This is a genomic window from Micromonospora endolithica, from assembly GCF_003626595.1.
Lineage (GTDB): Bacteria > Actinomycetota > Actinomycetes > Mycobacteriales > Micromonosporaceae > Micromonospora > Micromonospora endolithica.
Map to the genome: position 1 here is coordinate 69,778 of NZ_RBAK01000009.1, position 23,663 is coordinate 93,440.

Below are 23,663 nucleotides of genomic sequence, written 5' to 3' on the forward strand. Positions count from 1 at the left end.
GGAAGACTGTTGTCCATCGAAATCGCCAACGAGTCGGGTGTCGAGGTCGACACCGATGCCGTGCTCGCCGTGGCCCGGCACGCACTCGACGAGATGGGGGTCAACCCCCTCGCCGAGCTGTCCGTGCTGCTCGTCGACATCGACTACATGAGCGAGCTGAACCATCGCTGGATGGGCGGCGACGGGCCGACCGACGTGCTCGCCTTCCCGATGGACGAGGGCAGCGTCGACCACGGCCCGGGGGAGAGCACCGCCGCCGGTGGTGAGCCGGCGCTGCTCGGTGACATCGTCCTCTGCCCGGAGGTGGCGGCCAAGCAGGCGGCCGCCGCCGGGCACACCGCCGCCGACGAGCTGCACCTGCTCACCGTGCACGGCGTGCTGCACCTGCTCGGCTACGACCACGCCGAGCCGGAGGAGGAGCGGGAGATGTTCGCGCTCCAGGCCCGACTGCTGGGCAGCTGGCGGTCGACCCGGTCGCGGTGATGTCCTCCCACACAGTGGCGGCCGGCGCGGCCGGCCTACCCGACCTGCAACTGATCGTCTTCGCCGCCGGCCTGGTCGGCCTGGCGGGGCTGATCGCGATGACCGAGGCCGCGCTCGCCGCGGTATCCCCGGCGCGGGCCGCCGAGCTGGCCCGGGAGGGCGCCCGCGGCGCCCGCGCGCTCCAGGCCGTCGCCGGTGACGTCGTACGCCACCTCAACCTGCTGTTGCTGCTGCGGCTGCTGGCCGAGCTGACCGCCACCACCCTGGTGGCGCTGGTCGCGGTGGACAGCTTCGGTGCCGGCTGGCGGGCCGCGTTGGTCACCGCCGGTGCGATGACCGTGGTCAGCTTCGTCGTGGTCGGGGTGGGTCCGCGCACCGTCGGCCGGCAGCACGCGTACGCGGTGGGTCGCGCGGTCGCCCCGCTGGTCCGCTGGCTGGGCCGGGCGCTCAACCCGCTGGCCTCCCTGCTGATCCTGATCGGCAACGCGGTCACCCCGGGACGCGGCTTCCGCGAGGGCCCGTTCGCCACCCAGGTGGAGCTGCGCGAGCTGGTCGACCTGGCCGAGCAGCGGGGCGTCGTGGAGCACGGCGAACGGCAGATGATCCATTCCGTGTTCGCGCTCGGCGACACCATCGCCCGGGAGGTGATGGTGCCGCGTACCGAGATGGTGTGGATCGAGGAACGGAAGACCCTCGCCCAGGCGCTGGTGCTGTTCCTCCGCTCCGGGTTCTCCCGCATCCCGGTGATCGGCGAGAGCGTCGACGACGTGCTCGGCGTGCTCTACCTCAAGGACCTCATCCGGCGAACCCAGGGCGGCGCGGACGAGGACCGGGACCTTCCGGTGGCCGAGCTGATGCGCCCGGCGACGTTCGTCCCGGAGTCCAAGCCGGTCGACGACCTGCTGTCGGAGATGCAGGCGGCCCGCAACCACCTGGTCATCGTCGTCGACGAGTACGGCGGCACCGGCGGCCTGGTCACCATCGAGGACATCCTGGAGGAGATCGTCGGTGAGATCACCGACGAGTACGATGTCGAGCGCCCGCCCGTGGAGCACCTCGACGGCGGGGCGGTGCGGGTGACCGCACGGCTCCCGGTGGAGGACCTGGGCGAGCTGTTCGACACCGAACTGCCCACCGACGAGGTGGAGACGGTCGGCGGCCTGCTCGCGCAGTCCCTGGGCCGGGTGCCCATCCCGGGTGCGCAGGTCGAGGTGGCCGGCCTCCGGCTGGTCGCCGAGGGCACCACCGGCCGACGCAACCGGATCGACACCGTGCTGGTCAGCCGGGTGGAGTCGACCGACCCGCAGGACGAGCCGGGGCGCGGTGAGCAGACCGGGCCCCGGGGCGACACCGACCGATCCGAGGAGAGGCAACCCGCAGATGCCTGAGTCACCCGCCGCGCCGGCCGCCCGGCCGAGCCCGTCCGACCCCGTCGCGCTGAGCGCCGAGGACGGCAAGCTGGTCGTCCTCGCGCGGGGTGCCCGCGCCCGGGTCGGCGCCGTGGAGGGCGCTGCGGTCCGGGACCAGGACGGCCGGACGTACGCGGCGGCCAGCGTCACCCTTCCTTCGCTGGCCATCACCGCGCTCCAGCTCGCCGTCGCCTCGGCGGCGGCGGCGGGGGCCAGCCGGCTGGAGGCGGCGGTGGTGGTGACCGAGGCGTCGACGCTGGACGGCGCCGGGCACGCGGCGGTACGCGACCTGTCCGCCGACGCGCCGGTCCACCTGGCCGCCCCGGACGGCACCGTCCTCGGCACGGTGACCGGGTGACGGGCGCGCCCGACAGTGGGGACCAGCCGTACCGTGCGGGCTTCGCGTGTTTCGTGGGCCGGCCCAACGCCGGCAAGTCGACGCTGACCAACGCGATCGTCGGCACCAAGATCGCGATCACGTCCAACAAGCCGCAGACCACCCGGCACATCATCCGGGCGGTGCTGCACCGGCCCACCTCACAGCTCGTCCTGGTCGACACCCCCGGCCTGCACCGGCCGCGCACGCTGCTCGGCGAGCGGCTGAACGACCTGGTCCGGGCCACCTGGAGCGAGGTCGACGTGATCGGCCTCTGCATCCCGGCGGACGAGCCGGTCGGCCGGGGCGACCGGTTCATCACCGGCGAGCTGAGTGAGCTGAAGGCCACCGTGCTGGCCGTGGTCACCAAGACCGACCTGGTCGACAAGAAGCGTCTGGCCGAGCAGTTGCTGGCGGTCAGCGAGCTGGGCGAGTTCGCCGCCGTGGTGCCGGTCAGCGCGGTCAGCGGGCACCAGGTGGACACCCTGGTCGACGTGATGACCGGCTACCTGCCGCCGTCGCCGCAGCTCTACCCGGACGACATGCTCACCGACGACCCGGAGCAGGTGATGGTCGCCGAGCTGGTCCGGGAGGCCGCCCTGGAGGGCGTCCGGGACGAGCTGCCCCACTCCATCGCCGTGGTGGTGGAGGAGATGATCCCCGAGGGCCAGCTCATCAAGATCTACGCCGATCTCTACGTCGAGCGGCCCAGCCAGAAGGCGATCGTCATCGGTCACCGGGGCAGCCGGCTCAAGGACGTCGGCACCCGGGCGCGCAAGCAGATCGAGGAACTTCTCGGCAGCCGCGTCTACCTCGACCTGCACGTACGGGTCGCGAAGGACTGGCAGCGGGATCCGAAGCAGTTGCGCAAACTGGGATTCTGACCGGATCGCTGGTTGTTTGCCGGGGGCGCGACGGAGGGTAGGAAGCAGGCCTCCTGCCCCCGGCCACAGATTCAGGCTGATGCGTAACCGATACCTGGACCTGCTCCGCTTCCTCGCCATCGTCCGTGTCGTCGTCTACCACGTCACCGGTTGGGCCACCCTGACCCTGGTGTTCCCGGCCATGTCGGTGATGTTCGCCCTGGCCGGTTCCCTGATGGCCGCCTCGCTGCAGAAGTGGGGGCCGGGCGCGGTGCTGCGCCGGTTGCGTCGGCTGCTGCCGTCGTTGTGGGTGGTCGCCGCCGTGTTCGTGCCGGCCATGCTGCTCACCGGGCTGCCGTTGACGCCGCGGGTGCTGCTCTGGCTCTTCCCGATCGCCGATCCGCCGGCCAACGGGTGGGGGGCCCTGGCGCTGAGCGTGATCTGGTACCTGCGCGACTACCTCTGGTTCGTGCTCGCCTCACCGGTCGCCCACTGGCTGTTCCGGCGCGCGCCGCTGCCCACCCTGCTGGCCCCGTACGCCCTGCTGTTGGTGTTGCAGGTGGGGCTGTGGCCGGCCGCGCCGGCGCCGGCCCGGGACTTCGCCCTGTATTTCGGCGCCTGGCTGCTCGGCTTCGCGCACCAGGCCGGGATGCTGCGCCGGCTCGCCAACCGGGTGCTGCTGCCGTTGGCGCTCGTCCTGACCGCCGCCGGCGGGGCGTGGATCGTCACCCACCCGGGGCCGCGCGGATACGACCTCAACGACAACCCGCTGGCCAACGCGCTCTGGTCGGCGGGCTTCGTCCTGGTGCTGCTCGGGCGGGGCCCGGCGAGCACCGCCTGGGTGGACCGCAGCGCCGCGTTCAGCCGGGTGGTGACGATCTTCAACCGGCGGGCGCTCACCGTCTACCTGTGGCACATGCCGTTCGTGGTCCTGCTCACCCCGCTGGTCGGCGTGATGGGCTGGACCCACCAGGACCCGGTGGGCCTGGCCGTCCGGGTGGTGCTGGTCTTCGTGCTCGTCGGGATCGTCACCGCGGCGGTGGGCTGGGTGGAGGACGTGGCCGCCCGCCGGCCACCGGAACTGGTCCCCGGCGGCCGCCGCCCGGACCGTCCCGGGGTCGGCCGGGCCACGGTGCCCCGGCAGCGGACCGCGCGAGAACCGGAGACCGTCGAGATCAACGCTGGCTGACCGTGATGTCGCCGCTGCCCGTGGCGACGTCGAGGACCGCCGCGGCGGCCGGCGTGTGCGGCACGCCGAGGTTCGCCTCGCCCGACCGCGCGGTGGAGCGGACCTGGTACGCGCCGGCCGGCACCACCAGCTCGACGTCCCCGCTGCTGGCGTGCACCCGGGCGGAGGTCACCGTGGCCAGGTGCACGGTCACCCTCCCCGACTGGGCCTCGGCGTCCACGGTGCCCCGCGCCCGCCGGGCGGTGATGTCGCCGGAGGAGACCCGCAGGACGACCGCCTCCGTGGCGTCGTCCACCTCCACCGACCCCGAGCCGGTCTCGGCGTGCACCGGGCCGGTCGGCGCGGTGATCCGCAGGTCGCCGGAGCCGAGTTCGACGTCCACCGCGCCGACCTTGCTCAGGTCGACGTTCCCGGAGCCGGTCTCGCCCCGCACGTTGACCCCGGGCGGGGCGGTGACGTCGTAGGAGACGGTGCACTCCTGGCCGCACTCGGTGTCCAGCACCAGCTCGGAGCCGCTGATCTCGTACGTCTGGTCGGGTTCGCCGCCCTGGTAGCGGACCACCCGCTTGATCCGCACCTTGCCGGCCTCGCCGGTGGCCCGGACCACGACGTCACCGGCGCCGGGCAGGACCCGGATGTCGGTGATCCGGACCGCCTCGGTGGCGTCGAAGTCGAGCCGCCGGAAGGAGAGGTTGTCGCACCCGGCGAGGAGGATGAGCGCGGTGACCGCGCCGAGCGCGACGGGGGTCCGGTGCAGAGCCATGACCAGGACGCTACGGCCGGTTTCCGCCGCCGCGCATCGGGGTCCGGCCGCGCGCGCACCCCGAGCCGACCCTGATTTTCCACCCCGAGGGAGAATGACCCGATGGCCGGGTACCGCCGACAGCTCCACCGCGACGACGCGGTGGTCCTGCGCGTGCAGAAGCTCGGCGAGTCCGACCGGATCATCACCCTGCTCACCCGTCGGCACGGCCGGTTGCGCGCGGTGGCCCGGGGCGTACGCCGCACCACCTCCCGTTTCGGGGCCCGACTGGAGCCGTTCGGCCACGTCGACCTCCAACTCGCCGGGGACCCGAAGGGCAACCAGGGCAGCTCGCTGCACACCGTCAGCCAGGTCGAGGGGATCGACCTCTACGGCAAGCGGTTCCTCGGCGACTACCCGCGTTACACGGCGGCCAGTGCCATCGCCGAGACGGCGGAACGCCTCACCCCCGTCGAGCGGGAGCCGTCGCTGCGGATGTTCCAGCTCACCCTCGGCGCGCTGAAGGCCCTCGCCCGCGGCGAGCACGCCACCACGCTGGTGCTCGACGCCTACCTGCTGCGCGGGATGACCCTGGCCGGCTGGGCGCCCGCCCTGACCGCCTGCGCCGTCTGCGGCACACCGGGCCGGCACCGGGCCTTCTCGGTGCCCGCCGGCGGGGCGGTCTGCCCGGACTGCCGGCCGCCCGGGGCGGCCCACCCCGCCCCGGCCACCATCGACCTGATGTCCGCGCTGGCCACCGGTGACTGGGTGGTCGCCGACGCGACCGAGACCGGCGTACGCCGGGAATGCAGCGGCCTGGTCGCGGCGCACCTGCAGTGGCACCTGGAACGCGCGTTACGCTCGCTGCCGCTGGTCGACCGGAGTGCCGGGGCCGGCGCGGACGGTGCGAGCAGGGAGATGACCGAGTGATCCGATCGATGAGGGCCGGCCGGCGTGCGCCGGTGCCGCCGACACCCCACCCGTCGGGGGCCCGGCCGCCGGCGCTGCCGGCCGACGCGGTGCCGAGGCACGTGGCGATCGTCATGGACGGCAACGGTCGGTGGGCCAAGGACCGCGGCCTGCCCCGCACGAAGGGTCACGAGCAGGGCGAGCACAGCCTCTTCGACACCGTGGAGGGCGCCATCGAGATGGGCATCCCCTACCTGTCGGCGTACGCCTTCTCCACCGAGAACTGGCGGCGCTCGCCGGACGAGGTCCGCTTCCTGATGGGCTTCAACCGGGACGTCATCCGGCGTCGCCGCGACCAGCTCGTCGACCTGGGCGTACGGGTCGTCTGGTCGGGTCGCGCGGGGCGGCTGTGGAAGAGCGTCATCTCGGAACTCCAGACCGCCGAGGAGATGTCCCGGGACAACTCGACGCTGACCCTCCAGTTCTGCGTCAACTACGGCGGGCAGGCCGAGATCGGCGACGCGGCGGCGGCCATCGCCCGGGACGTCGCGGCCGGCCGGCTGGACCCGGCGAAGGTCAACGAGAAGACGGTGGCGAAATATCTCTACCACCCGGAGGTCCCGGAGGTGGACCTCTTCCTGCGCCCGTCCGGCGAGGAACGGATCTCGAACTTCCTGCTCTGGCAGACCGCGTACGCCGAACTGGTCTTCCTGGACACGCTCTGGCCGGACTTCGACCGCCGGCACCTCTGGTACGCCTGCGAGTTGTACGCCCAGCGGGACCGCCGCTTCGGCGGTGCGCTGCCGAACCCGGTGGCCCCCACCACCTGAGGCATACCGTCGGGCACGACGGGGTAACACCTTTCTCAGCAGCCACTGACGGAGGTGAACCCACATGATCCAGAAGCGCATTGCCCAGTGGGCGGTGATGGCAATCGCGGTGCCCGTGGCGGCGGCCGGCGCGCGCCGGCTGAGTCACACGCTGGAGGCCCGCCGTGGCCCCTCCGGGGTCACCCGACTGCTCACCAAGGGAGCGGACATGCTGCGGCCCGAGAAGGCCAAGCGGCGTCGCTTCTTCTGACCGGCTCGCGACGGCGCCGTCCCCCCGACCCCCGGGGACGGCGCCGTCGCGCATCCGGGCTCCGGGTCGCTCACCGCCACCTAGGATCGGGACAGGACGTGCCGACGGTCGGGGGCGGGGACGTGCGGGACCTTCAGGACAAGATGATCATGGCGTTGGACGCGGTGGACCTCGGTGACCCGCTCCGCGACCAGGTCGCCGGGATCTGTGCCGAGATCGCCGAACGGCACTGCCGGGAGCTGGGTCACGCGCCGGAGCTGCGGTCCGGGGAGATCGCCGAGTTGGCCACCGGAGAACCGGCTCTGACCTGGGCGCCCACCGAGACCGGCCAGCGGGCGTGGTGACCCGGTCAGTGTCTGCTCCTCGGCTCCACGGTGATTCCGTCCGTGGAAGCGATCGGTGGGGGAGGCGCCGGCCCCGCGAGTTCGCAGGAACACGTCTCGAACTCGTGGACCCGACGCCGACCCACCTCCTGTCCGAGCGGGGCAGTGGCCGCCCTGCCGGACAGATTCGTTCAGCCCTCCACTTCGGTGCGGTCACCGGACCAGAGGGTGTGGAAGCTGCCCTCGCGGTCGACCCGGTGGTAGGTGTGCGCGCCGAAGTTGTCCCGCAGGCCCTGGATCAGCGCGGCGGGCAGCCGCTCGGCGCGCAGGGCGTCGAAGTACGCCAGCGACGACGCGAACGCCGGCGCCGGCACTCCCGCGCGGGCCGCGTCGGCGACCACCCGCCGCCAGCTCGGCACCCCGTCGCGCACGGTGTCGGCGAACCACGGCGCCACCAGCAGGGTGGGCAGTTCGGGCTGCTCGTCGTACGCCTGCCGGATCCGGTCCAGGAAGCGGGCCCGGATGATGCAGCCGCCCCGCCAGATGGTGGCGGTGCCGCCGAGGTCGATGTCCCAGTCGTACTCCCGGCTGCCGGCGCGGATCTGGTCGAAGCCCTGCGCGTACGCCACGATCTTGCTCGCCAGCAACGCGCGCCGCACGTCCTCGACGAAGGCCTCCCGGTCGCTGACCTGCCACTTCTCGCCCACGTCGCCGAACGCGGCGCGGGCGGCCTCGCGCTGGTCGGCGTGCCCGGACAGCGACCGGGCGAAGGTGGCCTCGGCGATGCCGGTGATCGGGATGCCCAGGTCGAGGGCGATCTGCACGGTCCACCGGCCGGTGCCCTTCTGCTCGGCCTGGTCGCGCACCACGTCGACGAACGCCCGGCCGGTGCCGGCGTCGGTGTGCGCCAGCACGTCGGCGGTGATCTCGATGAGGAAGGACTCCAACTCGCCGGAGTTCCAGCCGCGGAAGATCTCGGCGATCTCCGCCGGCTCCGCCGACAGGCCCACCCGCAGCAGGTCGTAGGCCTCGGCGATGAGCTGCATGTCGGCGTACTCGATGCCGTTGTGCACCATCTTCACGAAGTGCCCGGCGCCGTCCGGCCCGACGTGCCGGCAGCACGGGGTGCCCTCCACCTGCGCGGCGATCTTCTCGAAGATCGGGCCGAGCTTGCGGTACGACTCGGCCGAGCCGCCCGGCATGATGCTCGGCCCCAGCAGCGCACCCTCCTCGCCGCCGGAGACGCCGGTGCCCACGAAGTGCAGCCCGTGCTCCCGCAGCGCCTCCTCACGGCGGCGGGTGTCGGCGAAGTGCGCGTTGCCGCAGTCCACCACGATGTCGCCCGCGTCGAGCAGCGGCACCAACTCGTCGATCACCGCGTCGGTGGGACCGCCCGCCTTGACCATCACGATCACCGCGCGGGGCCGCTCCAGCGCCGCGACGAAGTCGGCCAGCGACTCGGCCGGCACGAACGTCCCCTCGTCGCCGTGCTCGGCGACCAGGGTGCGGGTCCGTTCCGGTGAACGGTTGTGCACCGCCACGGTGAAGCCGTTGCGCGCCAGGTTGCGGGCCAGGTTGCGGCCCATCACCGCCAGCCCGGTCACGCCGATCTGCGCCGTCGCCTGATCCGCCATGCGTTTCGCCACCCTCCGCCGTCGAGACTCCTGCCGCTGCGACCGTATCGCGCCCCGCCGCGCCGTGCCCGACGCCGTCCACGGGTGGTGACCGGCGGGTCGCGGCCGGTGTCGCCGGATAATTCGGCTGCGCGGGATCGCGCCGGGATCTAGTCTGCGGTCATGCGCAAGTGACGCCCCGTCTCCGAGCCGGCCCGCCGCCCCGTGCCGCGGGCCCGCAGGCTCCCGGGCGTCCGCATCCCCACCCGACCCACGGTCGGTGGTGTGGTCCGTGGTCGGTCCCGGTGAGCAGTCCGATCCCGTCCGACCGTCCTCGCCGACGGTCACCACACACAGTGGACCCTCCGGTGCCGCCGCGAGGGTCCGCCGAGGAGGAGGCACGGATGCCCGCCCGACGCAGAGCCAGCACGTCCCGTACACCCGACCCGACGCCGTCGGTCGACGACCTGACCCCGGTGAACCTCGACGACGTCGCGGTCGCACCGGTGGTACCGCCGTTGCCGGGCGGACGGCCCACGCCGCCGAAGGCCGGTCCGCCGGTCTCCGGCGGGCGGCGCGTCACCGGCCGCGGTCAGCAGGCCGGACAGAACCGCCGGTACGCGTTCCGTCGCAGCTGACCGGCACGCCGGGGGCGGTGTCGACCGGACACCGCCCCCGGGGGCCGTGCGGCGGGTTCGTCAGCTGATCAGCGGGCGGAAGGTGCCGAGCAGGACGCTGGTGGCGACGGCCGCGGACGCCAGCGCGGTCGCGCCGGCGATCAGGAGCGCGTCGGCGACGCCGAAGTGCTGGCGACGCGCCACGGTGCGGGGGGTGCCGGCGTCGAAGCCGCGGGCGTCCATCGCCACCGCCAGCCGGGTGCCCCGGCGGATCGCGCCGACCAGCAGCGCGAATCCGGTGGAGGCGAAGAGTCGCAACCGGGCCACCGGGTCGCGGCCGGCGTCCACGCCGCGCGCCCGGCGGGCCAGGGTGATCATCTGCCACTCCTGGCCGAGCAGCGGCACCAGCCGGAACGCGGCCAGCGCGCCGATGGCGAAACGGGCCGGTGCCTTCGCGTTCTGCACCAGCGCGTCGGCCAGGTCGGTCGGGTCGGTGGTGGCGAAGACGATCACCCCCGGAAGCGCGACCGCGAACACCCGGAGCACCAGCCCGAGCGCGGTGACCAGCACCCCCGAGGTGACCACGACCGGCCCGGCCTCGAACAGCATCCGCCCCGAGCGGTCGGCGGCGAACAGCACCAGGGTGACCAGGATGCCGGCGCCCGCGAGCAGCAGCGGCCAGGCCCGCCGGGCCAGCACCCGGGGATGCACGCCGAAGAGCGGCAGCACCGCGAGTTCCACGGCGATGGCGATCGCCGGGGCCACCGGGTCCAGGGTGACGATGAGGATGACCGAGAAGACCAGCGCCGCCGCCAGCTTCGCCACCGGGTTCCGCCGGGCCAGCGGCGCGTCCGGCCGGGCCACCGGCTCGACCAGCCCGATCACGACGGCACCTGGGCCGTCGGCCGGTCCAGCAGGACCCGCCGGTCGGCGAGCGCGTCCACGAACTCCGTGTCGTGGGTGACGGTGACCAGACCGTGCCCGGCGTCACGCAACTCGGCGAGCAGATCGACCAGCTCCCGCCACGTCCGCCGGTCCTGGCCGAAGGTCGGCTCGTCACAGATCAGCAGGCGGGGCGCGGTGGCCAGGGCCGTGGCCACACTCAGCCGCCGCGCCTCACCACCGGAGAGGGTGTACGGGTTGGCGCGCGCCAGCCTGGTCAACCGCAGCCGCTCCAGCAGCCCGTCGACGGTGGCGCGTACCTCCGGCTCGGTGCGCCCGGTGCGGCGCGGGCCCAACGCCAGCTCGTCGAAGACGGTGCCGGTGACGAACTGGTGCTCCGGGTCCTGGAAGACCGACCCGATCCGGCGGGTCAGCGCGGGCGCCCGCCAGCGGTGCGGGGCAGTGCGGGCATCGGCCCCGGCCAGCTCGGTCGACGCGGCGACCCGGCCGGTACCCGGCTTGAGCAGCCCGCCGAGCAGCAGCGCCAGGGTGGACTTGCCGGCGCCGTTCGGGCCGAGCACGGCCAGCGCCTCGCCGGCGCGTACGGTCAGGTCGACGGCGGCCAGCCGGGGCGGCAGGCCGAGCCGGTCGGCGGTGAGCAACACGTCGCCGGCGGGCGCGGTGCCCCGGCGGGGCGGCACCGGCCGGCCGGGCACCCAGACCCCCTCGGCGGCCAGCGCGTCACCGTGCGCGCCGAAGACCGCCTCCGGGGTGCCGTCGGCCCGGACGCCGCCCCCCGGTGCCAGCACGACCACCCGGTCGACCAGCGGCAACGCCTCGGCGACCCGGTGCTCCACCAGGATCAGCGTGGTGTCGGCGTCCACCGACCGGGCCACCGCCTCGCGGACCAGTGCGGCGCCGGCCGGGTCGAGGTTGGCGGTGGGCTCGTCGAGCAGCAGCAGTTCGGGGCGCAGCGCGAGCGCGCCGGCCAGGGCCAGACGCTGCTGCTCGCCGCCGGAGAGGGCGGCGGTGGGGCGGTCGCGATGGTAGGGGAAGCCGACCCGGCGCAGCGCCTCGTCCACCCGGGGCCAGATCTCGGTGGCCGGTACGCCCCGGTTCTCCAGCCCGAACGCCACGTCGTCGCCGCAGCGCGACATGACCAGCTGGGTCTCCGGGTCCTGGAAGACGATGCCCACGCGCTCGCGGTCCTTGCGCGGGTCCAGCCCGTCGATCTCGACGGTGCCCTCCTGCTCGCCGGAGTCCTCGGCCAGCAGGCCGGCGAGCGCGGCCAGCAGGGTGCTCTTGCCCGCGCCCGAGGGCCCGAGCAGCAGCACCCGCTCACCCCGCTCGATCCGCAGGTCCAGCCCGCGTACGGCCCAGGCGAGCCGCCCGGCGTGCCGCCACCCGAACCCCCGCAGCTCCACCGCCCCCACCACACCCACCCCCTCCGCCCCACCCACCCGTCCCCCCCACCACCCACCCCGCCCCCAGCCGTTGATCAAGAAGTTTGCGTCAGAAAAACGCCGTTCCTTGACGCAAACTTCTTGATCAACACGGGGGGGTGGGCGGTTAGACCGGGATTCGTTCGCGGCCGGCGGGGAAGCGGTCCAGGACTCCGGTGCGGGCCAGCGCCCGGGTCAGGTACCAGGCGCCGGCCCCCGCGATGACCGTGGCGCTGAGCACGGTGATCACGAAGATCGGCACCCGGGCGCTCCACAGGTCCAGGGCCGCGTAGTAGCGGCCCTGGTCGAAGATCGCCGCGGCCAGGCCGGCGAGGGCGCCGGAGAGCAGGGCCACCGGCAGGCGGAACGAGCGGTACCGGAAGGCGGCGAAGGCCAACTCCGCGCCGACGCCCTGGAACGCGCCCTGGAGGATCGCCACCGTGCCCCACTGGCTGCCCAGCAGCACCGAGATGAACGCGGCCAGGAACTCGCAGTAGAAGGCCGCGCCCGGCTTGCGGATGACGAGCCCCCCGAGCACGCCGGGGAGCAGCCAGATGCCGTAGAGGACAGCCTGCGCCGGCGGGAAGAAGGCGAACGCGCCCTCGGTGGCGGTCCAGAGCAGGCCCCAGGCCCAGAAGATGACGCCGAAGGCGACGGCGAGGACGGAGGCCACGACGATGTCGATCGTGCGCCACCGGTTGGTGCCGGTGTGGTCGTTCATGATTGCTCCCAGTCCAGACGGTGAACCAGGAGAAGACGCACGCCGCGCCCGGAACTGCCCGGACGGCGACGATGCTGGAGGTCGACCGAACTCCCTGCGCTGGCATTACCCAGATCAGGTTCGAGGGTCTGCGGGCGGTGCCCGCACTCTCAGCGCTGTGCGCTCCCCTGTCGGATGTGAAGTTGTCTCGTCGACGCTAACACCTGCGAAGATCATCGGGCAAAGTGATCTTTCCGCAGGTCATCCGGCTCCGATGACCCCCCGGTCCGGTGGCGCGCCGCGCGCCGCCACGCCCGGGTCGCCGCGATCCATCGACGGACTCGACTTCCGGCCGGTAGTCTCAGCCCGCCGGCCCCGCCACCCGGCAGAAGGATGCACCCGTGACACCGGACACCGACCGTTCCATCCGGCCCGACGACGCGACGGAGCGGGAACCGACGACCGGGGTGCCCGCGCCGGACGTGTCGGCGGGGGTCACCGAGCCACCGGACGCCGCCGGGCCCCGACGCCGGCTCGGCGATCGGGTCGGCTCGGTCGAGGTGCTCGCGGCGCTGCTCGTCCTGCTGATCATCTTCCGGGACCCGCTGGCCGGCCAGCTCTCGTCGCCGCGCCTGCAGACGTGGACCACCGTGTTCGTCTCGGTCATGGTGCAGGCGGTGCCGTTCCTGGTCTTCGGGGTGCTGCTCTCCGCGGCGATCGCCGTCTTCGTACCCCGGTCGTTCTGGGCCCGGGCGCTGCCCCGGCACCCGGCCCTCGCGGTGCCGGTGGCCAGCGCGGCCGGCGTGGTCCTGCCCGGCTGCGAGTGCGGCGCGGTCCCGATCGCCGGCTCGCTGATCCGGCGCGGGGTCACCCCGGCCGCCGCGCTGGCCTTCCTGCTCGCCGCCCCGGCGATCAATCCGATCGTGCTCGCCGCGACCGCGGTCGCCTTTCCGAACAACCCGGAGATGGTCCTCGCCCGGGGCGTGGCCAGCCTGATCGTCGCCATGGTCATGGGCTGGTTGTGGCTCCGGCTGGGGCGCGCCGACTGGATCCGGCTGCCCCGCCGCCCCGAGTTGGACAGCGGGTCGCGCGGGCTGGCGTTCTGGGCGGCGGTCCGGCACGACGTCACCCACGCCGGTGGCTTCCTGGTGCTCGGCGCGATGGCCGCGGCCACCATCAACGTGCTGGTGCCGGAGCGGTGGTTGCAGACCCTCGCCGACAACCCGGTGCTGTCGGTGCTGGCCCTGGCGGTGCTCGCCGTGCTGCTGTCCATCTGCTCGGAGGCGGACGCCTTCGTCGCCGCCTCGCTGTCGCAGTTCTCGCTCACGTCCCGGCTCGTCTTCCTGGTGGTGGGGCCGATGGTCGACCTGAAACTCGTCTCGATGCAGACCGGCGTCTTCGGCCGGCGGTTCGCGTCCCGGTTCGCGCCGGCCACCTTCGTGGTGGCCGTCGTGGTCGCCGTCGGCGTCGGGGCGGTGCTGCTGTGAACCGGCAGGCGCAGGCGGTGATCCTGCTGCTGCTCGGCGGTGCGGTGATCCGCGCCAGCCTCACCGACCTCTACCTCAACTACGTCAAGGAGGGGCTGCGTCCCTTCCTGGTCGCCGCCGGGATCCTCCTGGTGGTCGCCGCGATCATGACCCTCTGGTACGAGCTGCGCCCGGCCCGGCCCATCCCGGCCCCGGCCGGCGCGACCGGACCCGACGGCTCCCACGGCCCCGGCGACCCCGACGGGCACGGGCACGACGACGGTCACGGGCACCACGAGCCGCGCGTCGGGTGGCTGCTGATCCTGCCCGTGCTCGGCCTGCTGCTGGTCGCCCCGCCGGCCCTCGGGTCGTACGCGGCCGGGCAGGCCGGCACCGCCCTGTCCAGCCAGCAGCAACCGTCGGACTACCCGCCGCTGCCCGCCGGTGACCCGGTCCAGGTGAGCGTGCTGGACTACGCCTCCCGGGCGCTGTTCGACAAGGGCACCTCCATCGGCGACCGCCGGGTGCGGCTCACCGGCTTCATCACCGCCGGCCCGGACGGCCGGCCGATCCTCGCCCGGATGGTGCTCTCCTGCTGCGCCGCCGACGGCCGCCCGGTGAAGCTGGGCATGACCGGCAACGCGCCCACCGGCCTCGCGGACGACACCTGGGTGGAGGTGACCGGGCGCTACAGCGACCAGGTCACCCGGGACCCGGTCAACGACGCGGAGATCCCCTACCTGGACGTCGAGTCCTGGACGCAGGTGCCGGCGCCCAAGCGGCAGTACGAATGACGGTCACCCGGCCTGGGTAGGCTGCCGATCATGCGGATCGAGGCACGAGGGCTGACCTTCGACGTACGCGCCGGTGGGCCGGAGGACGGCGAGCCCGTGCTCCTGCTGCACGGGTTCCCCCAGCACGGCGGCGAGTGGGACCGCGTGGCGCCCGCCCTGCACGCCGCCGGCCTGCGCACGTACGCCCTCGACCAGCGGGGCTACTCGCCCGGCGCCCGGCCCGAGGCGGTCGAGGCGTACGCGATGCCGGAACTGGTCGCCGACGCGGTGGCCGTGCTGGACGCCCTCGGCGTGCCGGCGGCGCACGTGGTCGGCCACGACTGGGGCGCCGTCGTCGCGTGGGACCTCGCCGCCCGGCACCCGGAGCGGGTCCGCACGCTGACCGCGGTGTCCGTGCCGCACCCGGCCGCTTTCGGGTACGCGCTGGCCAACGACCCGCAGCAGAAGGCGCGCTCGGCGTACATCGTGCTCTTCCGCCAGCCAGGCAAGGCGGAGAAGGCGCTGCTGGCGTTGCACGCCACCGGACTGCGGCGAATGCTGCACGGGGTCGGCGACGACCGGCGGGTGGCCACCTACGCCGACCCGATGCGGGAACCGGGCGCGTTGACGGCGGCGCTGAACTGGTACCGGGCGATGTCCCGCACCGCGATGGCGGGCACGCCGAAGGTGTCGGTGCCGACCACGTTCGTGTGGAGCGACCGGGACATCGCGGTCGGGCGCACCGCCGCCGAGGCCTGCGCCGGCCAGGTGACCGGTGACTACCGGTTCGTCGCGCTGCCCGGGGTCAGCCACTGGATCCCGGACCAGGCTCCCGCGCCGCTGGCCGAGGCGATCCTGGCCCGCGTACGTGAGGTGGCCTGACCCCGGATGGACGGAGACGACGTGACGCCGAGCGGTGACGACTACCTGGCGACGGTGACCGCGACGATGCGCCGGGTGGCGGAGAGCCAGCGCGAGGCGGTGGGGCGGGCCGCCGACCTGATCGCCGCGGCGATCCGCGCCGACGGTGTGGTGCACGCCTTCGGCACCGGCCACTCCGAGGCCCTCGCCATGGAGATCGCCGGCCGGGCCGGCGGGCTGGTGCCGACCAACCGGATCGCCCTGCGGGATCTGGTGCTGCGCGGCGGTGAGTCGCCCGACCTGCTCGGGCCGCTGCTGGAACGCGATCCGTCGGTGGCGCACCGCCTCTACGCGCTGGCCCCGGTCCGCCCGCAGGACGTCTTCGTGCTCGCCTCCAACTCCGGGGTCAACGGGGCGATGGTGGAGTTCGCCGCGCTGGTCCGGGAGAGGGGGCACGGCCTGGTCGCGATCACCTCGGCCGAGCACTCCGGCCGGATGACGTCCCGCCACCCGTCCGGGCGGCGGCTCGCCGACTTCGCCGACGTGGTCCTGGACAACGGCGCCCCGTACGGCGACGCGACCCTGCCGTTGCCCGGCGGCGGCGCGGTCGGCGCGGTCTCCTCGATCACCGCCGCGTTGCTGGCGCAGCAGATCACCGTCGAGGTGGTGGCCCGGCTGCTGGCGGCGGGGGAGCGGCCCCCGGTCTACCTGTCGGCCAACATCGCCGGCGGCGACGCGCACAACGACGCCCTGGAGGCCCGGTACGCCGGTCGTATCCGCCGCGGTTCCTGACCGGTGGTCAGCCGGCGTCGGAGGGGTGAACGGCCGGCGTCCGAACCGGTTTCACGATCAACGCTATCGGGCATCAGCGATGCTGCCGTCGGGCCCACCCGGCGGCAGTAACGTCTGACCGGAGGTTGTGCGTTGTCCAAGGAAACCGAGAAGCAGCGCTGGCAGCGCAACTTCGCCGATCTGCTGCAGGAGTTGCGGGTCGCCCAGACGGGGGTGCAGATCCTCTTCGCCTTCCTGCTCACCCTGCCGTTCAGCAACGGCTTCACCCGTACGACGGGTTTCCAGAAGGACGTGTACATCGTGGCGCTGCTCGCCGCGGCGGCCGCCACCGCGATGATCATCTCGCCGGTGGCGTTCCACCGGGCGCTGTTCCGGCAGGGGCGCAAACCGGAGATGGTCCGGTTCGCGCACCGGATGGCCAGCGGTGGGCTCTTCTTCATGCTGATCGCGATGGTGTCCGCGGTCCTGCTGATCACCGACTTCGTGCTGGACCGGCCGATCGCCTTCCTGCTCAGCGCCCTGACCGGCCTGTGGTTCCTCACCTTCTGGGTGATCCTGCCGTTCGCCCGGCGCAACTGGGGTGAGGACGACGTCGACGACGAGGACGACGACCCGAGTGCCGGCAGCGGAGACTGACCGGGCGACGAAAACGACGCGACTCGATCTTTACCGAACGCTACCCCTGGGTAACACCCGGGGGTAGCGTTTTCTGTGTCGCGTACGTCGATGCAGTCGGACCGAGGTTCGAGGGGGCAGCCGTGACCACCACCCAGAACAGCCGACCCGCGCCGGACGGTTCCGGCCCCGACCAGCCGGCCACCGATCGGGTCACCGCCGCCGGTGGCGCCGGACCCCTGCCGACGGAGGCCGGCCAGGTGTCCGAGAAGGAAGCTCGTCGGGTCGCCGAGGCGGCCCGGGAGTCCGCCTGGGACCGGCCGAGCTTCGGCAAGGAACTCTTCCTGGGCCGGCTCCGGCTCGACCTGATCGACCCGTGGCCCCAACCCGATCCGGCGGACGTCGCCCGTGCCGACGAGTTCCTCGGCGACCTGCGGGACTACTTAACGTCCGAAGTGGATGGTGCGGCCGTCGAACGGGACGCGTCCATCCCGGACGAGGTGTTCCAGGGGCTGAGCCGGCTCGGCGCGTTCGGCATGAAGATCGACCGCTCGTACGGCGGTCTCGGGCTGAGCAACCTGCACTACTGCCGGGCGTTGATGCTGGCCGGCTCGGTCAGCCCGGCCATCGGCGCGCTCCTCTCCGCGCACCAGTCCATCGGCGTGCCCCAGCCACTCAAGATGTTCGGCACCGCCGAGCAGAAGCAGCGCTTCCTGCCCCGGCTCGCCGCCGGTGAGGTGTCCGCCTTCCTGCTCACCGAACCGGACGTGGGCTCCGACCCGGCCCGACTGGCCACCACCGCCGAGCCGACGCCGGACGGCACCGGCTACCGGCTCAACGGGGTCAAGCTGTGGGCCACCAACGGCACGGTGGCCACCCTGCTGGTGGTGATGGCCCGGGTACCGGCCGCCGAGGGACGGCGCGGCGGGATCACCGCGTTCGTGGTGGACGGCGACTCCGAGGGCATCACGGTGGAACGCCGGAACGCCTTCATCGGCCTGCGCGGCCTGGAGAACAGCGTCACCCGCTTCCACGACGTCCTGGTGCCGGCCGAGAACGTCATCGGCGGCGAGGGCAAGGGACTGAAGATCGCCCTGACCACGCTGAACACCGGCCGGCTGTCGCTGCCGGCGATGTGCGTCGGCGCCGGCAAGTGGGCGCTGAACGTGGCCCGCGACTGGGCCGCCGACCGGGTCCAGTGGGGCCGGCCGGTGGGCGAGCACGAGGCGGTGGCCCAGAAGCTGTCCTTCATCGCCGCCACCACGTACGGCATGGAGACCATGCTGGACCTGTGCTGCCTGCTCGCCGACGACGACCGCAACGACATCCGCATCGAGGCGGCCCTGGTCAAGCTCTACGCCAGCGAGATGGCCTGGAAGGTCGCCGACGAGCTGGTCCAGATCCGCGGTGGCCGGGGATATGAGACCGCCGAGTCGCTCCAGGCCCGGGGCGAGCGCCCGGCGGCCGTCGAGCAGATGCTGCGCGACCTGCGGATCAACCGGATCTTCGAGGGCTCGACCGAGATCATGCACCTGCTCATCGCCCGGGAGGCGGTCGACGCGCACCTCTCCGTCGCCGGCGACATCATCGACCCGGACGCCGGCCTCGGCCGCAAGGCCCGCGCCGGGGCACGGGCCGGCGCGTTCTACGCGAGGTGGCTGCCGACCCTCGCGGTCGGCAAGGGCCAGACCCCCGGTGCGTACGCCGAGTACGGCCACCTCGCCGGCCACCTGCGCCACGTCGAGCGGGCGTCGCGCAAGCTGGCCCGGTCGACGTTCTACGCGATGTCCCGCTGGCAGGGAAAGATGGAGCGCAAGCAGGCGTTCCTCGGCCGGGTGGTGGACATCGGCGCGGAGCTGTTCGCGATGTCCGCGGTCTGCGTCCGGGCGCACGCCGAGCGGGACACCCGCCCGGAGAACGTGGAACTGGCCGACCTGTTCTGCCGGCAGGCCCGGGTCCGCGTCGACGCGCTGTTCACCGCCCTCTGGGAGAACACCGACTCGGTCGACGTGGCCGCCGCGAAGCGCATCCTCGCCGGCCGCTACGCCGCACTGGAGGAGGGCGTACTCACCCCACCGGCCGACCTGCCCTGGGTGGCCGGATGGTCACCGGGTCCCTCGGAGGCCAGCGACGTCCGCCGCCGCATCCCGCCGCCGTCCTGACCCGCCCGGCCGCTGGCGGCCTGTTGTCGGCCCGGCTCTACCGCTGGTCGGGCTTGGCCGTCGGCGCGGCTCTACCGCTGGCCTGGCTGGCTCTGTCGCGGGCCGGGCCGGGCCGGGTCTGGCCCGGCCGTTGGTCTGGCCCGGCCGTTGGTCTGGCCCGGCCGTTGGTCTGGCCCGGCCGTTGGCCCGGGCTCGGGTTGGTCTGGTCAGCGGGACACGGCCCAGGCCAGCACCGCGGCCAGGATCAGCCCGTTGAGCACGGCCAGCCCCAGGTATGCCGCCGGCGGGATCTTGCGGCCCTGCCGGACGAACGTCAGGAGGAAACCGGCGTAACCGAGCAGCAGAACGGCGATGACGACCAGGAAGAAGAACACCCGAAGACCTTAGCCGCCCGCCCCGGGGCCGCCCGCGCCCCGAGGCCGTTCCGACGTCGCGCCGATGTGGGACTTGTCGTGGTTGGTTGATCTCCGATCACCACCACAAGTTCCAGATCGGCGCAGCCCCGCACCCTGCTCAGTGCGCGGGGCGCGGGGTGGCGCAGCGCGCAGGACTGCGGGGCGGCTCAGTGCGCGGGGCGCGGGGCGGCGCAGCGCGCAGGACTGCGGGGCGGCGCAGCGCGCGGGGCGGGGCGGCGCGGCGGGGTCAGCGGCCGCCGCGTAGGCCGAGTTGGCGCAGTTCCAGGGCGGCCAGCGCGTCGACGGTGTCGTCGTCACCGCGCCGCCACGCCTCGGCGACGTCCGGCGCGATCCGGGTGAGCCGGCCCAGGGGCTGGGTGGCCAGCGCCCGCAGGGCGAGCAGATCCCGGCCGGCCGGCGCGGCGGCGAGCTTCGCGGCCGAGCCGGCCCGGCGCATCCAGCGCAGTCGCAGCGGCAACCAGCCGAACAGGACCAGGCCGAGCGGGAAGATCAGCACCGCGACGGCGAGGGCCAGGGCGAGCTGGTCCACCAACTCCTGCTGATCGCGGCCCGCCTCGGCCAGCGACCGGGCGGCGTCGGCGGCCCGCTCGAAGGGCGCGGTCAGCTCGTCACCGACCAGCGGCACCCGGCCGACCTTCCCGCCGGCCTCACCCAGGTTGTCGGCCAGGCCGCTGCCGGCGCCCTCCAGCTTCTGTCCCGGTACGGCGAGCTTCTGCACCAGGTCGTGCAGCCACAGTGCGCCGCGGACCGCCGCGTACACCCAGGCGACGACGAGGAGGTCGGTGATCAACTGACGGGCGGCGGTCGGGAAGCGATCGGCGTAGATCTTCACGCGGGACAGCGTGCCACGGCGGCGCGGTGCGGGGCACCCACGCAGGGGTGTTAGGAAGGGGCCCTTTTACTACACCAGGCGTTAAGAAGGGGCCCTTCCTTACACCCTTCCTTACATCGAGCCCTCGCCGGCGTGGCTGACCGCGTCCGCCACGATGTGCGCGACGTGCTCGTCGACCAGTTGGTACGCGATCTCCCGGCCGCGCCGCGAGCCACGTACCACGCCGGCCCCGCGCAGCACCCGCAGGTGCTGGGAGACCAGCGGCTGCGGCGCGCCCAGGGTGTCGACCAGCTCGTGCACGCACCGTTCCCCGCCGGCCAGTTCGCTGACGATGGCCAGCCGGATCGGCGCCGAGAGCGCGCGCAGCAGCTCGCTGGCACCCTCGAACGTGTCGTACCCTGACCCGCTGCTCACCCCGTAACGGTAACCAATACCGCGGGCACCGGCCTGGTCAGGATCGTTCCAGGACGACCTCGTGCGGCTCGGCGGCCGGTGCGGCGGACGGAACGGCCCGTCGGCGCAGCGCCCGCCAGAGGGCCGCGACGACCGCGACGACGCCGAACGAGGCGATCGCCATCAGCACCACCGACGCCCCCGGCGCGGTGTCGGCGGTGGCCGCCACCCACACCCCGGACCCGGCGGCGAACAGGCCGAGCGTCATCGCCGCCGCCATCGTGCTGCGGAACCCCCGGGTCACCTGCTGGGCGGCGGCCACCGGCACCACCATCAGGGCGCTGATCAGCAGGACACCGACCGCCCGCATGGCGATGGTGACGGTGACCGCCGTGGCGACCGCGAGCAGCAGGTTGAGCGTACGGACCGGCAGGCCGGAGACCCGCGCGTACTCCTCGTCGTGGCACACCGCGAACAACGCCGGGCGCAACCCCAGCATGGTGAGCAGGATCGCCGCGCCGAGCACCGCGATCGTGATCAGGTCGGTGGTCTGGATGGTGACCAGCGAACCGAACAGGTACGCGTTGAGGTTGGCGCTGGTGCTGTCGGAGAGCCCGACCAGCATCACGCCGCCGGCGATTCCGCCGTAGAACAGCAACGCCAGGGCCAGGTCACCGGAGGTACGACCGCGGGCCCGGACCAGCTCGATGGTGATCGCGCCGGCGGTGGCGACGATCACCGCCACCAGCACCGGGGACCGGTTGAGCAGCAGACCGGCACCGACACCGGTCAGGGCCACGTGCCCGACCCCGTCGCCGATCAGCGCCAGCCGCCGCTGCACCAGGTAGATGCCGAGCGCCGGCGCGGCCAGGCCGATGACCAGCGCGCCGATCAGGGCACGCTGCATGTAGGGGTACTGGAAGAGTTCCATCGCTCAGCTGCTCCACAGCCCGGCGGGCTCGTCGGGACCGTGCGGATGCACGTGGTCGTGGTCGGGCTCGGCGTGGTGGCCGGCGGGCTCGGGCACCGCGCCGTCGTGGACGACCACCCCGGCGTGTACGACGACCGCCCGGCTGATCAGCGGTCGCAGCGGGCCCAGCTCGTGGGCGACCAGCAGGACCGTGCCACCGCCGTCGACGAACTCGCCCAGCGCCCCGGCGAACGCCTCCTGACTCTCCGCGTCCACCCCGGCGGTGGGCTCGTCGAGGACGAGCAGCTCCGGCCGGCCGGCCAGCGCGCGGGCGATCAGGGTGCGTTGCTGCTGCCCGCCGGAGAGGGTGGCGACCGGGTCCCGGACGCGGTCGGCCAGCCCGACCGCGCGCAGCGCCGCGTCGACGGCGGCCCGGTCGGCGGCACCGGCCGGACGCAGTACGCCCCGCCGGGCGAGCCGGCCGGAGGCCACCACCTCGCCGACCGTGGCCGGTACGCCGCTGCCGGCGCCCAGCCGCTGCGGGACGTACCCGATGCGGTGCCACTGGCGGAACCGCCGCAACGGGCGGTCGAAGAGGGTGACCGACCCGGAGCTGAGCGGCACCAGACCGAGGATCGAGCGGATCAGCGTGGACTTCCCGGAGCCGTTGGCGCCGAGCAGGGCGACCACCTCGCCGGTGGTCACGGACAGCGAGACGTCACGGAGCACGGGGCGGCCGTCGTAGCCGACCACCCCGTGCGTGACGGTGATGACAGGGGATGTCACGAGCAGCTCAACGCCGTCCTCAGGGTCGCCAGGTTGGTACGCATCACCGAAAGGTAGTCGCCCCCGTCGTCGGTCGACAGGCCCTCGATCGGATCCAGCACCGCGGTCTTCGCGCCCACCTGACCGGCGATGGTCTCGGCGACCTTCGGGCTGACCAGGGTCTCGAAGAAGATGGTGGTGGCCTTGTGCTCCTTGGCCTCCTCGGCGACCTCGGCGAGGCGCTGCGGCGACGGCTCGTTCTCCGGGCTGAGACCGGTGATGCCGATCTGCTCCAGCTGGTAGCGCTCGGTCAGGTAGCCGAAGGCGGTGTGGCTGACCACGATCTCGCGGCGCTCGCACGTCTTCAGGCCGGCGGTGAACTCGCCGTCCAGCTTCTCCAACTCGGTGCGCAGCTCCTTCGCCCGGGCGGTGTAGTCGGCGGCCCGGTCCGGGTCGGCCTTGCCGAGCTGCTCGGCGAGCCTGTCGCCGACGGTGGCCAGGCGGGTCGGGTCGAGCCAGAGGTGCGGGTCCTTGCCGCCGGTCTCCTCCTCGGCGTGCCCGGGTTCCTCGGCCGCGCCGGACTCCTCGGCGTGGCCGGCCTCCTCGCCCTCGTGCTCGTGGTCGTGGGCGTCGGCCGCGGCGTCACGCAGCGGCTGGACGGTGGCCACGTCGAAGGCGCGGTCCTTGGCGTTCTGCTCGACGGCCTCGTCCACCTGCGGCTGGAAGCCGGCGAGGTAGACGACCAGCTCCGCCTGGGCGACCTCGCCGACCTGACCCGGGTTCAGCTCCACGTCGTGCGGCTCAGCGCCGGGCTTGACCAGGTTGGTGACCGACACCGCGTCGCCACCGATCCGCTCGGCGAGGAACTGGAGCGGGTAGAACGCGGCCACCACGTCGACCCGCTGAGGGTCGGCGCCGGCGGCGGCGCCGTTGTCGTCGGAGCAGGCGGCGACGCCGCCCAGGGCGAGCAGGGCGGTGGTGGCGGCGGCCAGGGCGCGCGGAGCGGAGCGGATGTTCATGAGGTCAACTGTCCGCGCGTACGACAATCAT

The 23,663-nt window shown here is 73.4% G+C and carries 27 protein-coding genes and 1 riboswitch; of the genes, 16 read left to right on the plus strand and 11 right to left on the minus strand.

Annotation, left to right across the window (positions count from 1 at the left end; translation table 11 throughout):
• Positions 1-9: 9 nt before the first annotated feature.
• The 5 genes from ybeY to D7223_RS21775 all read left to right on the plus strand — a co-directional run bounded on the left by ybeY (position 10) and on the right by D7223_RS21775 (position 4,320).
• On the plus strand, positions 10-483 hold the full coding sequence (ybeY, locus tag D7223_RS21755; protein WP_120730272.1) for an rRNA maturation RNase YbeY: 474 nt from the start codon (positions 10-12) through the stop codon (positions 481-483).
• Positions 459-1,871: a hemolysin family protein gene (locus D7223_RS21760; protein WP_120730273.1), complete on the plus strand. Its 1,413-nt coding sequence runs from the start codon at positions 459-461 to the stop codon at positions 1,869-1,871. The genes ybeY and D7223_RS21760 overlap by 25 nt, the downstream gene beginning before the upstream one ends.
• Positions 1,864-2,250, plus strand: coding sequence for a cytidine deaminase (locus D7223_RS21765; protein ID WP_120730274.1), 387 nt, complete (start codon positions 1,864-1,866; stop codon positions 2,248-2,250). Before D7223_RS21760 ends, D7223_RS21765 begins: the two co-directional genes overlap by 8 nt.
• Positions 2,247-3,152, plus strand: a complete 906-nt coding sequence (era, locus tag D7223_RS21770) for a GTPase Era (protein ID WP_120730275.1) — start codon at positions 2,247-2,249, stop codon at positions 3,150-3,152. The genes D7223_RS21765 and era overlap by 4 nt, the downstream gene beginning before the upstream one ends.
• Positions 3,153-3,231: 79 nt before the next feature.
• Positions 3,232-4,320, plus strand: a complete 1,089-nt coding sequence (locus D7223_RS21775; protein WP_120730276.1) for an acyltransferase family protein — start codon at positions 3,232-3,234, stop codon at positions 4,318-4,320.
• On the opposite strand, the gene D7223_RS21780 is transcribed toward D7223_RS21775, so the two are convergent.
• Positions 4,307-5,083 carry a DUF4097 family beta strand repeat-containing protein gene (locus D7223_RS21780; RefSeq protein ID WP_120730277.1) on the minus strand — a complete coding sequence of 259 codons (777 nt, stop codon included), beginning with the start codon at positions 5,081-5,083 and terminating at the stop codon, positions 4,307-4,309. The two genes, D7223_RS21775 and D7223_RS21780, sit on opposite strands and share 14 nt — an antisense overlap.
• Before the next feature lie 102 nt (positions 5,084-5,185).
• Here D7223_RS21780 and recO point away from each other — a divergent pair, with 102 nt between their 5' ends.
• The 4 genes from recO (at position 5,186) to D7223_RS21800 (ending at position 7,395) form a co-directional block, all read left to right on the plus strand.
• Complete coding sequence (gene recO / locus D7223_RS21785) at positions 5,186-5,992, plus strand: DNA repair protein RecO (RefSeq protein WP_120730278.1); 807 nt, start codon at positions 5,186-5,188, stop codon at positions 5,990-5,992.
• 8 nt (positions 5,993-6,000) lie between these two features.
• Positions 6,001-6,801 carry an isoprenyl transferase gene (locus D7223_RS21790; RefSeq protein ID WP_192902349.1) on the plus strand — a complete coding sequence of 267 codons (801 nt, stop codon included), beginning with the start codon at positions 6,001-6,003 and terminating at the stop codon, positions 6,799-6,801.
• A 64-nt stretch (positions 6,802-6,865) separates the two neighbouring features.
• A complete protein-coding gene (locus D7223_RS21795; RefSeq protein ID WP_120730280.1) occupies positions 6,866-7,051 on the plus strand; it encodes a hypothetical protein in 186 nt (61 codons plus the stop codon).
• A gap of 98 nt (positions 7,052-7,149) precedes the next feature.
• Complete coding sequence (locus D7223_RS21800) at positions 7,150-7,395, plus strand: thioredoxin reductase (RefSeq protein ID WP_238162156.1); 246 nt, start codon at positions 7,150-7,152, stop codon at positions 7,393-7,395.
• 170 nt (positions 7,396-7,565) lie between these two features.
• On the opposite strand, the gene gndA is transcribed toward D7223_RS21800, so the two are convergent.
• Positions 7,566-9,008, minus strand: coding sequence for an NADP-dependent phosphogluconate dehydrogenase (gndA, locus tag D7223_RS21805; RefSeq protein ID WP_120730281.1), 1,443 nt, complete (start codon positions 9,006-9,008; stop codon positions 7,566-7,568).
• A gap of 383 nt (positions 9,009-9,391) precedes the next feature.
• Between gndA and D7223_RS21810 the strand changes: the two genes are divergently transcribed.
• Positions 9,392-9,625 carry a hypothetical protein gene (locus D7223_RS21810; protein ID WP_120730282.1) on the plus strand — a complete coding sequence of 78 codons (234 nt, stop codon included), beginning with the start codon at positions 9,392-9,394 and terminating at the stop codon, positions 9,623-9,625.
• A gap of 60 nt (positions 9,626-9,685) precedes the next feature.
• Here D7223_RS21810 and D7223_RS21815 read toward each other — a convergent pair whose 3' ends face one another.
• From D7223_RS21815 to D7223_RS21825, 3 genes are all read right to left on the minus strand, one after another.
• The gene (locus D7223_RS21815) at positions 9,686-10,489 is read right to left on the minus strand and encodes an energy-coupling factor transporter transmembrane component T family protein (protein WP_120730283.1); all 804 of its coding nucleotides are present in this window, start codon (positions 10,487-10,489) and stop codon (positions 9,686-9,688) included.
• A complete protein-coding gene (locus tag D7223_RS21820) occupies positions 10,486-11,919 on the minus strand; it encodes an ABC transporter ATP-binding protein (RefSeq protein WP_120730284.1) in 1,434 nt (477 codons plus the stop codon). Before D7223_RS21820 ends, D7223_RS21815 begins: the two co-directional genes overlap by 4 nt.
• 136 nt (positions 11,920-12,055) lie before the next feature.
• The gene (locus D7223_RS21825) at positions 12,056-12,649 is read right to left on the minus strand and encodes an ECF transporter S component (protein ID WP_120730285.1); all 594 of its coding nucleotides are present in this window, start codon (positions 12,647-12,649) and stop codon (positions 12,056-12,058) included.
• Positions 12,650-12,722: 73 nt separating this feature from the next.
• Positions 12,723-12,828: riboswitch (TPP riboswitch) on the minus strand.
• Between the two features lie 282 nt (positions 12,829-13,110).
• Between D7223_RS21825 and D7223_RS21830 the strand changes: the two genes are divergently transcribed.
• The 6 genes from D7223_RS21830 to D7223_RS21855 all read left to right on the plus strand — a co-directional run bounded on the left by D7223_RS21830 (position 13,111) and on the right by D7223_RS21855 (position 19,297).
• Positions 13,111-14,115, plus strand: coding sequence for a permease (locus D7223_RS21830; protein ID WP_202864682.1), 1,005 nt, complete (start codon positions 13,111-13,113; stop codon positions 14,113-14,115).
• On the plus strand, positions 14,112-14,888 hold the full coding sequence (locus D7223_RS21835) for a TIGR03943 family putative permease subunit (RefSeq protein ID WP_120730286.1): 777 nt from the start codon (positions 14,112-14,114) through the stop codon (positions 14,886-14,888). Before D7223_RS21830 ends, D7223_RS21835 begins: the two co-directional genes overlap by 4 nt.
• 30 nt (positions 14,889-14,918) lie before the next feature.
• The gene (locus D7223_RS21840) at positions 14,919-15,749 is read left to right on the plus strand and encodes an alpha/beta fold hydrolase (RefSeq protein ID WP_120730287.1); all 831 of its coding nucleotides are present in this window, start codon (positions 14,919-14,921) and stop codon (positions 15,747-15,749) included.
• A gap of 6 nt (positions 15,750-15,755) precedes the next feature.
• The gene (locus D7223_RS21845; RefSeq protein ID WP_420330338.1) at positions 15,756-16,520 is read left to right on the plus strand and encodes a sugar isomerase domain-containing protein; all 765 of its coding nucleotides are present in this window, start codon (positions 15,756-15,758) and stop codon (positions 16,518-16,520) included.
• A 132-nt stretch (positions 16,521-16,652) separates the two neighbouring features.
• Complete coding sequence (locus tag D7223_RS21850) at positions 16,653-17,156, plus strand: DUF6328 family protein (RefSeq protein WP_120730288.1); 504 nt, start codon at positions 16,653-16,655, stop codon at positions 17,154-17,156.
• 122 nt (positions 17,157-17,278) lie between these two features.
• A complete protein-coding gene (locus tag D7223_RS21855) occupies positions 17,279-19,297 on the plus strand; it encodes an acyl-CoA dehydrogenase family protein (RefSeq protein WP_120730289.1) in 2,019 nt (672 codons plus the stop codon).
• 206 nt (positions 19,298-19,503) lie between these two features.
• Here D7223_RS21855 and D7223_RS33075 read toward each other — a convergent pair whose 3' ends face one another.
• From D7223_RS33075 to D7223_RS21880, 6 genes are all read right to left on the minus strand, one after another.
• Positions 19,504-19,671, minus strand: a complete 168-nt coding sequence (locus D7223_RS33075; RefSeq protein WP_186832171.1) for a hypothetical protein — start codon at positions 19,669-19,671, stop codon at positions 19,504-19,506.
• A gap of 268 nt (positions 19,672-19,939) precedes the next feature.
• Positions 19,940-20,545 carry a hypothetical protein gene (locus tag D7223_RS21860; protein ID WP_120730290.1) on the minus strand — a complete coding sequence of 202 codons (606 nt, stop codon included), beginning with the start codon at positions 20,543-20,545 and terminating at the stop codon, positions 19,940-19,942.
• A 111-nt stretch (positions 20,546-20,656) separates the two neighbouring features.
• The gene (locus D7223_RS21865) at positions 20,657-20,959 is read right to left on the minus strand and encodes an ArsR/SmtB family transcription factor (RefSeq protein ID WP_120730291.1); all 303 of its coding nucleotides are present in this window, start codon (positions 20,957-20,959) and stop codon (positions 20,657-20,659) included.
• Between the two features lie 37 nt (positions 20,960-20,996).
• Complete coding sequence (locus D7223_RS21870; RefSeq protein WP_120730292.1) at positions 20,997-21,869, minus strand: metal ABC transporter permease; 873 nt, start codon at positions 21,867-21,869, stop codon at positions 20,997-20,999.
• Positions 21,870-21,872: 3 nt separating this feature from the next.
• Positions 21,873-22,634 (minus strand): metal ABC transporter ATP-binding protein, encoded by a 762-nt coding sequence (locus D7223_RS21875; RefSeq protein ID WP_120730293.1) that lies wholly within the window; start codon positions 22,632-22,634, stop codon positions 21,873-21,875.
• Entirely contained in the window at positions 22,631-23,632 is a 1,002-nt protein-coding gene (locus D7223_RS21880) for a metal ABC transporter substrate-binding protein (RefSeq protein WP_120730294.1), read from the minus strand. The genes D7223_RS21875 and D7223_RS21880 overlap by 4 nt, the downstream gene beginning before the upstream one ends.
• Positions 23,633-23,663 lie beyond the last annotated feature (31 nt).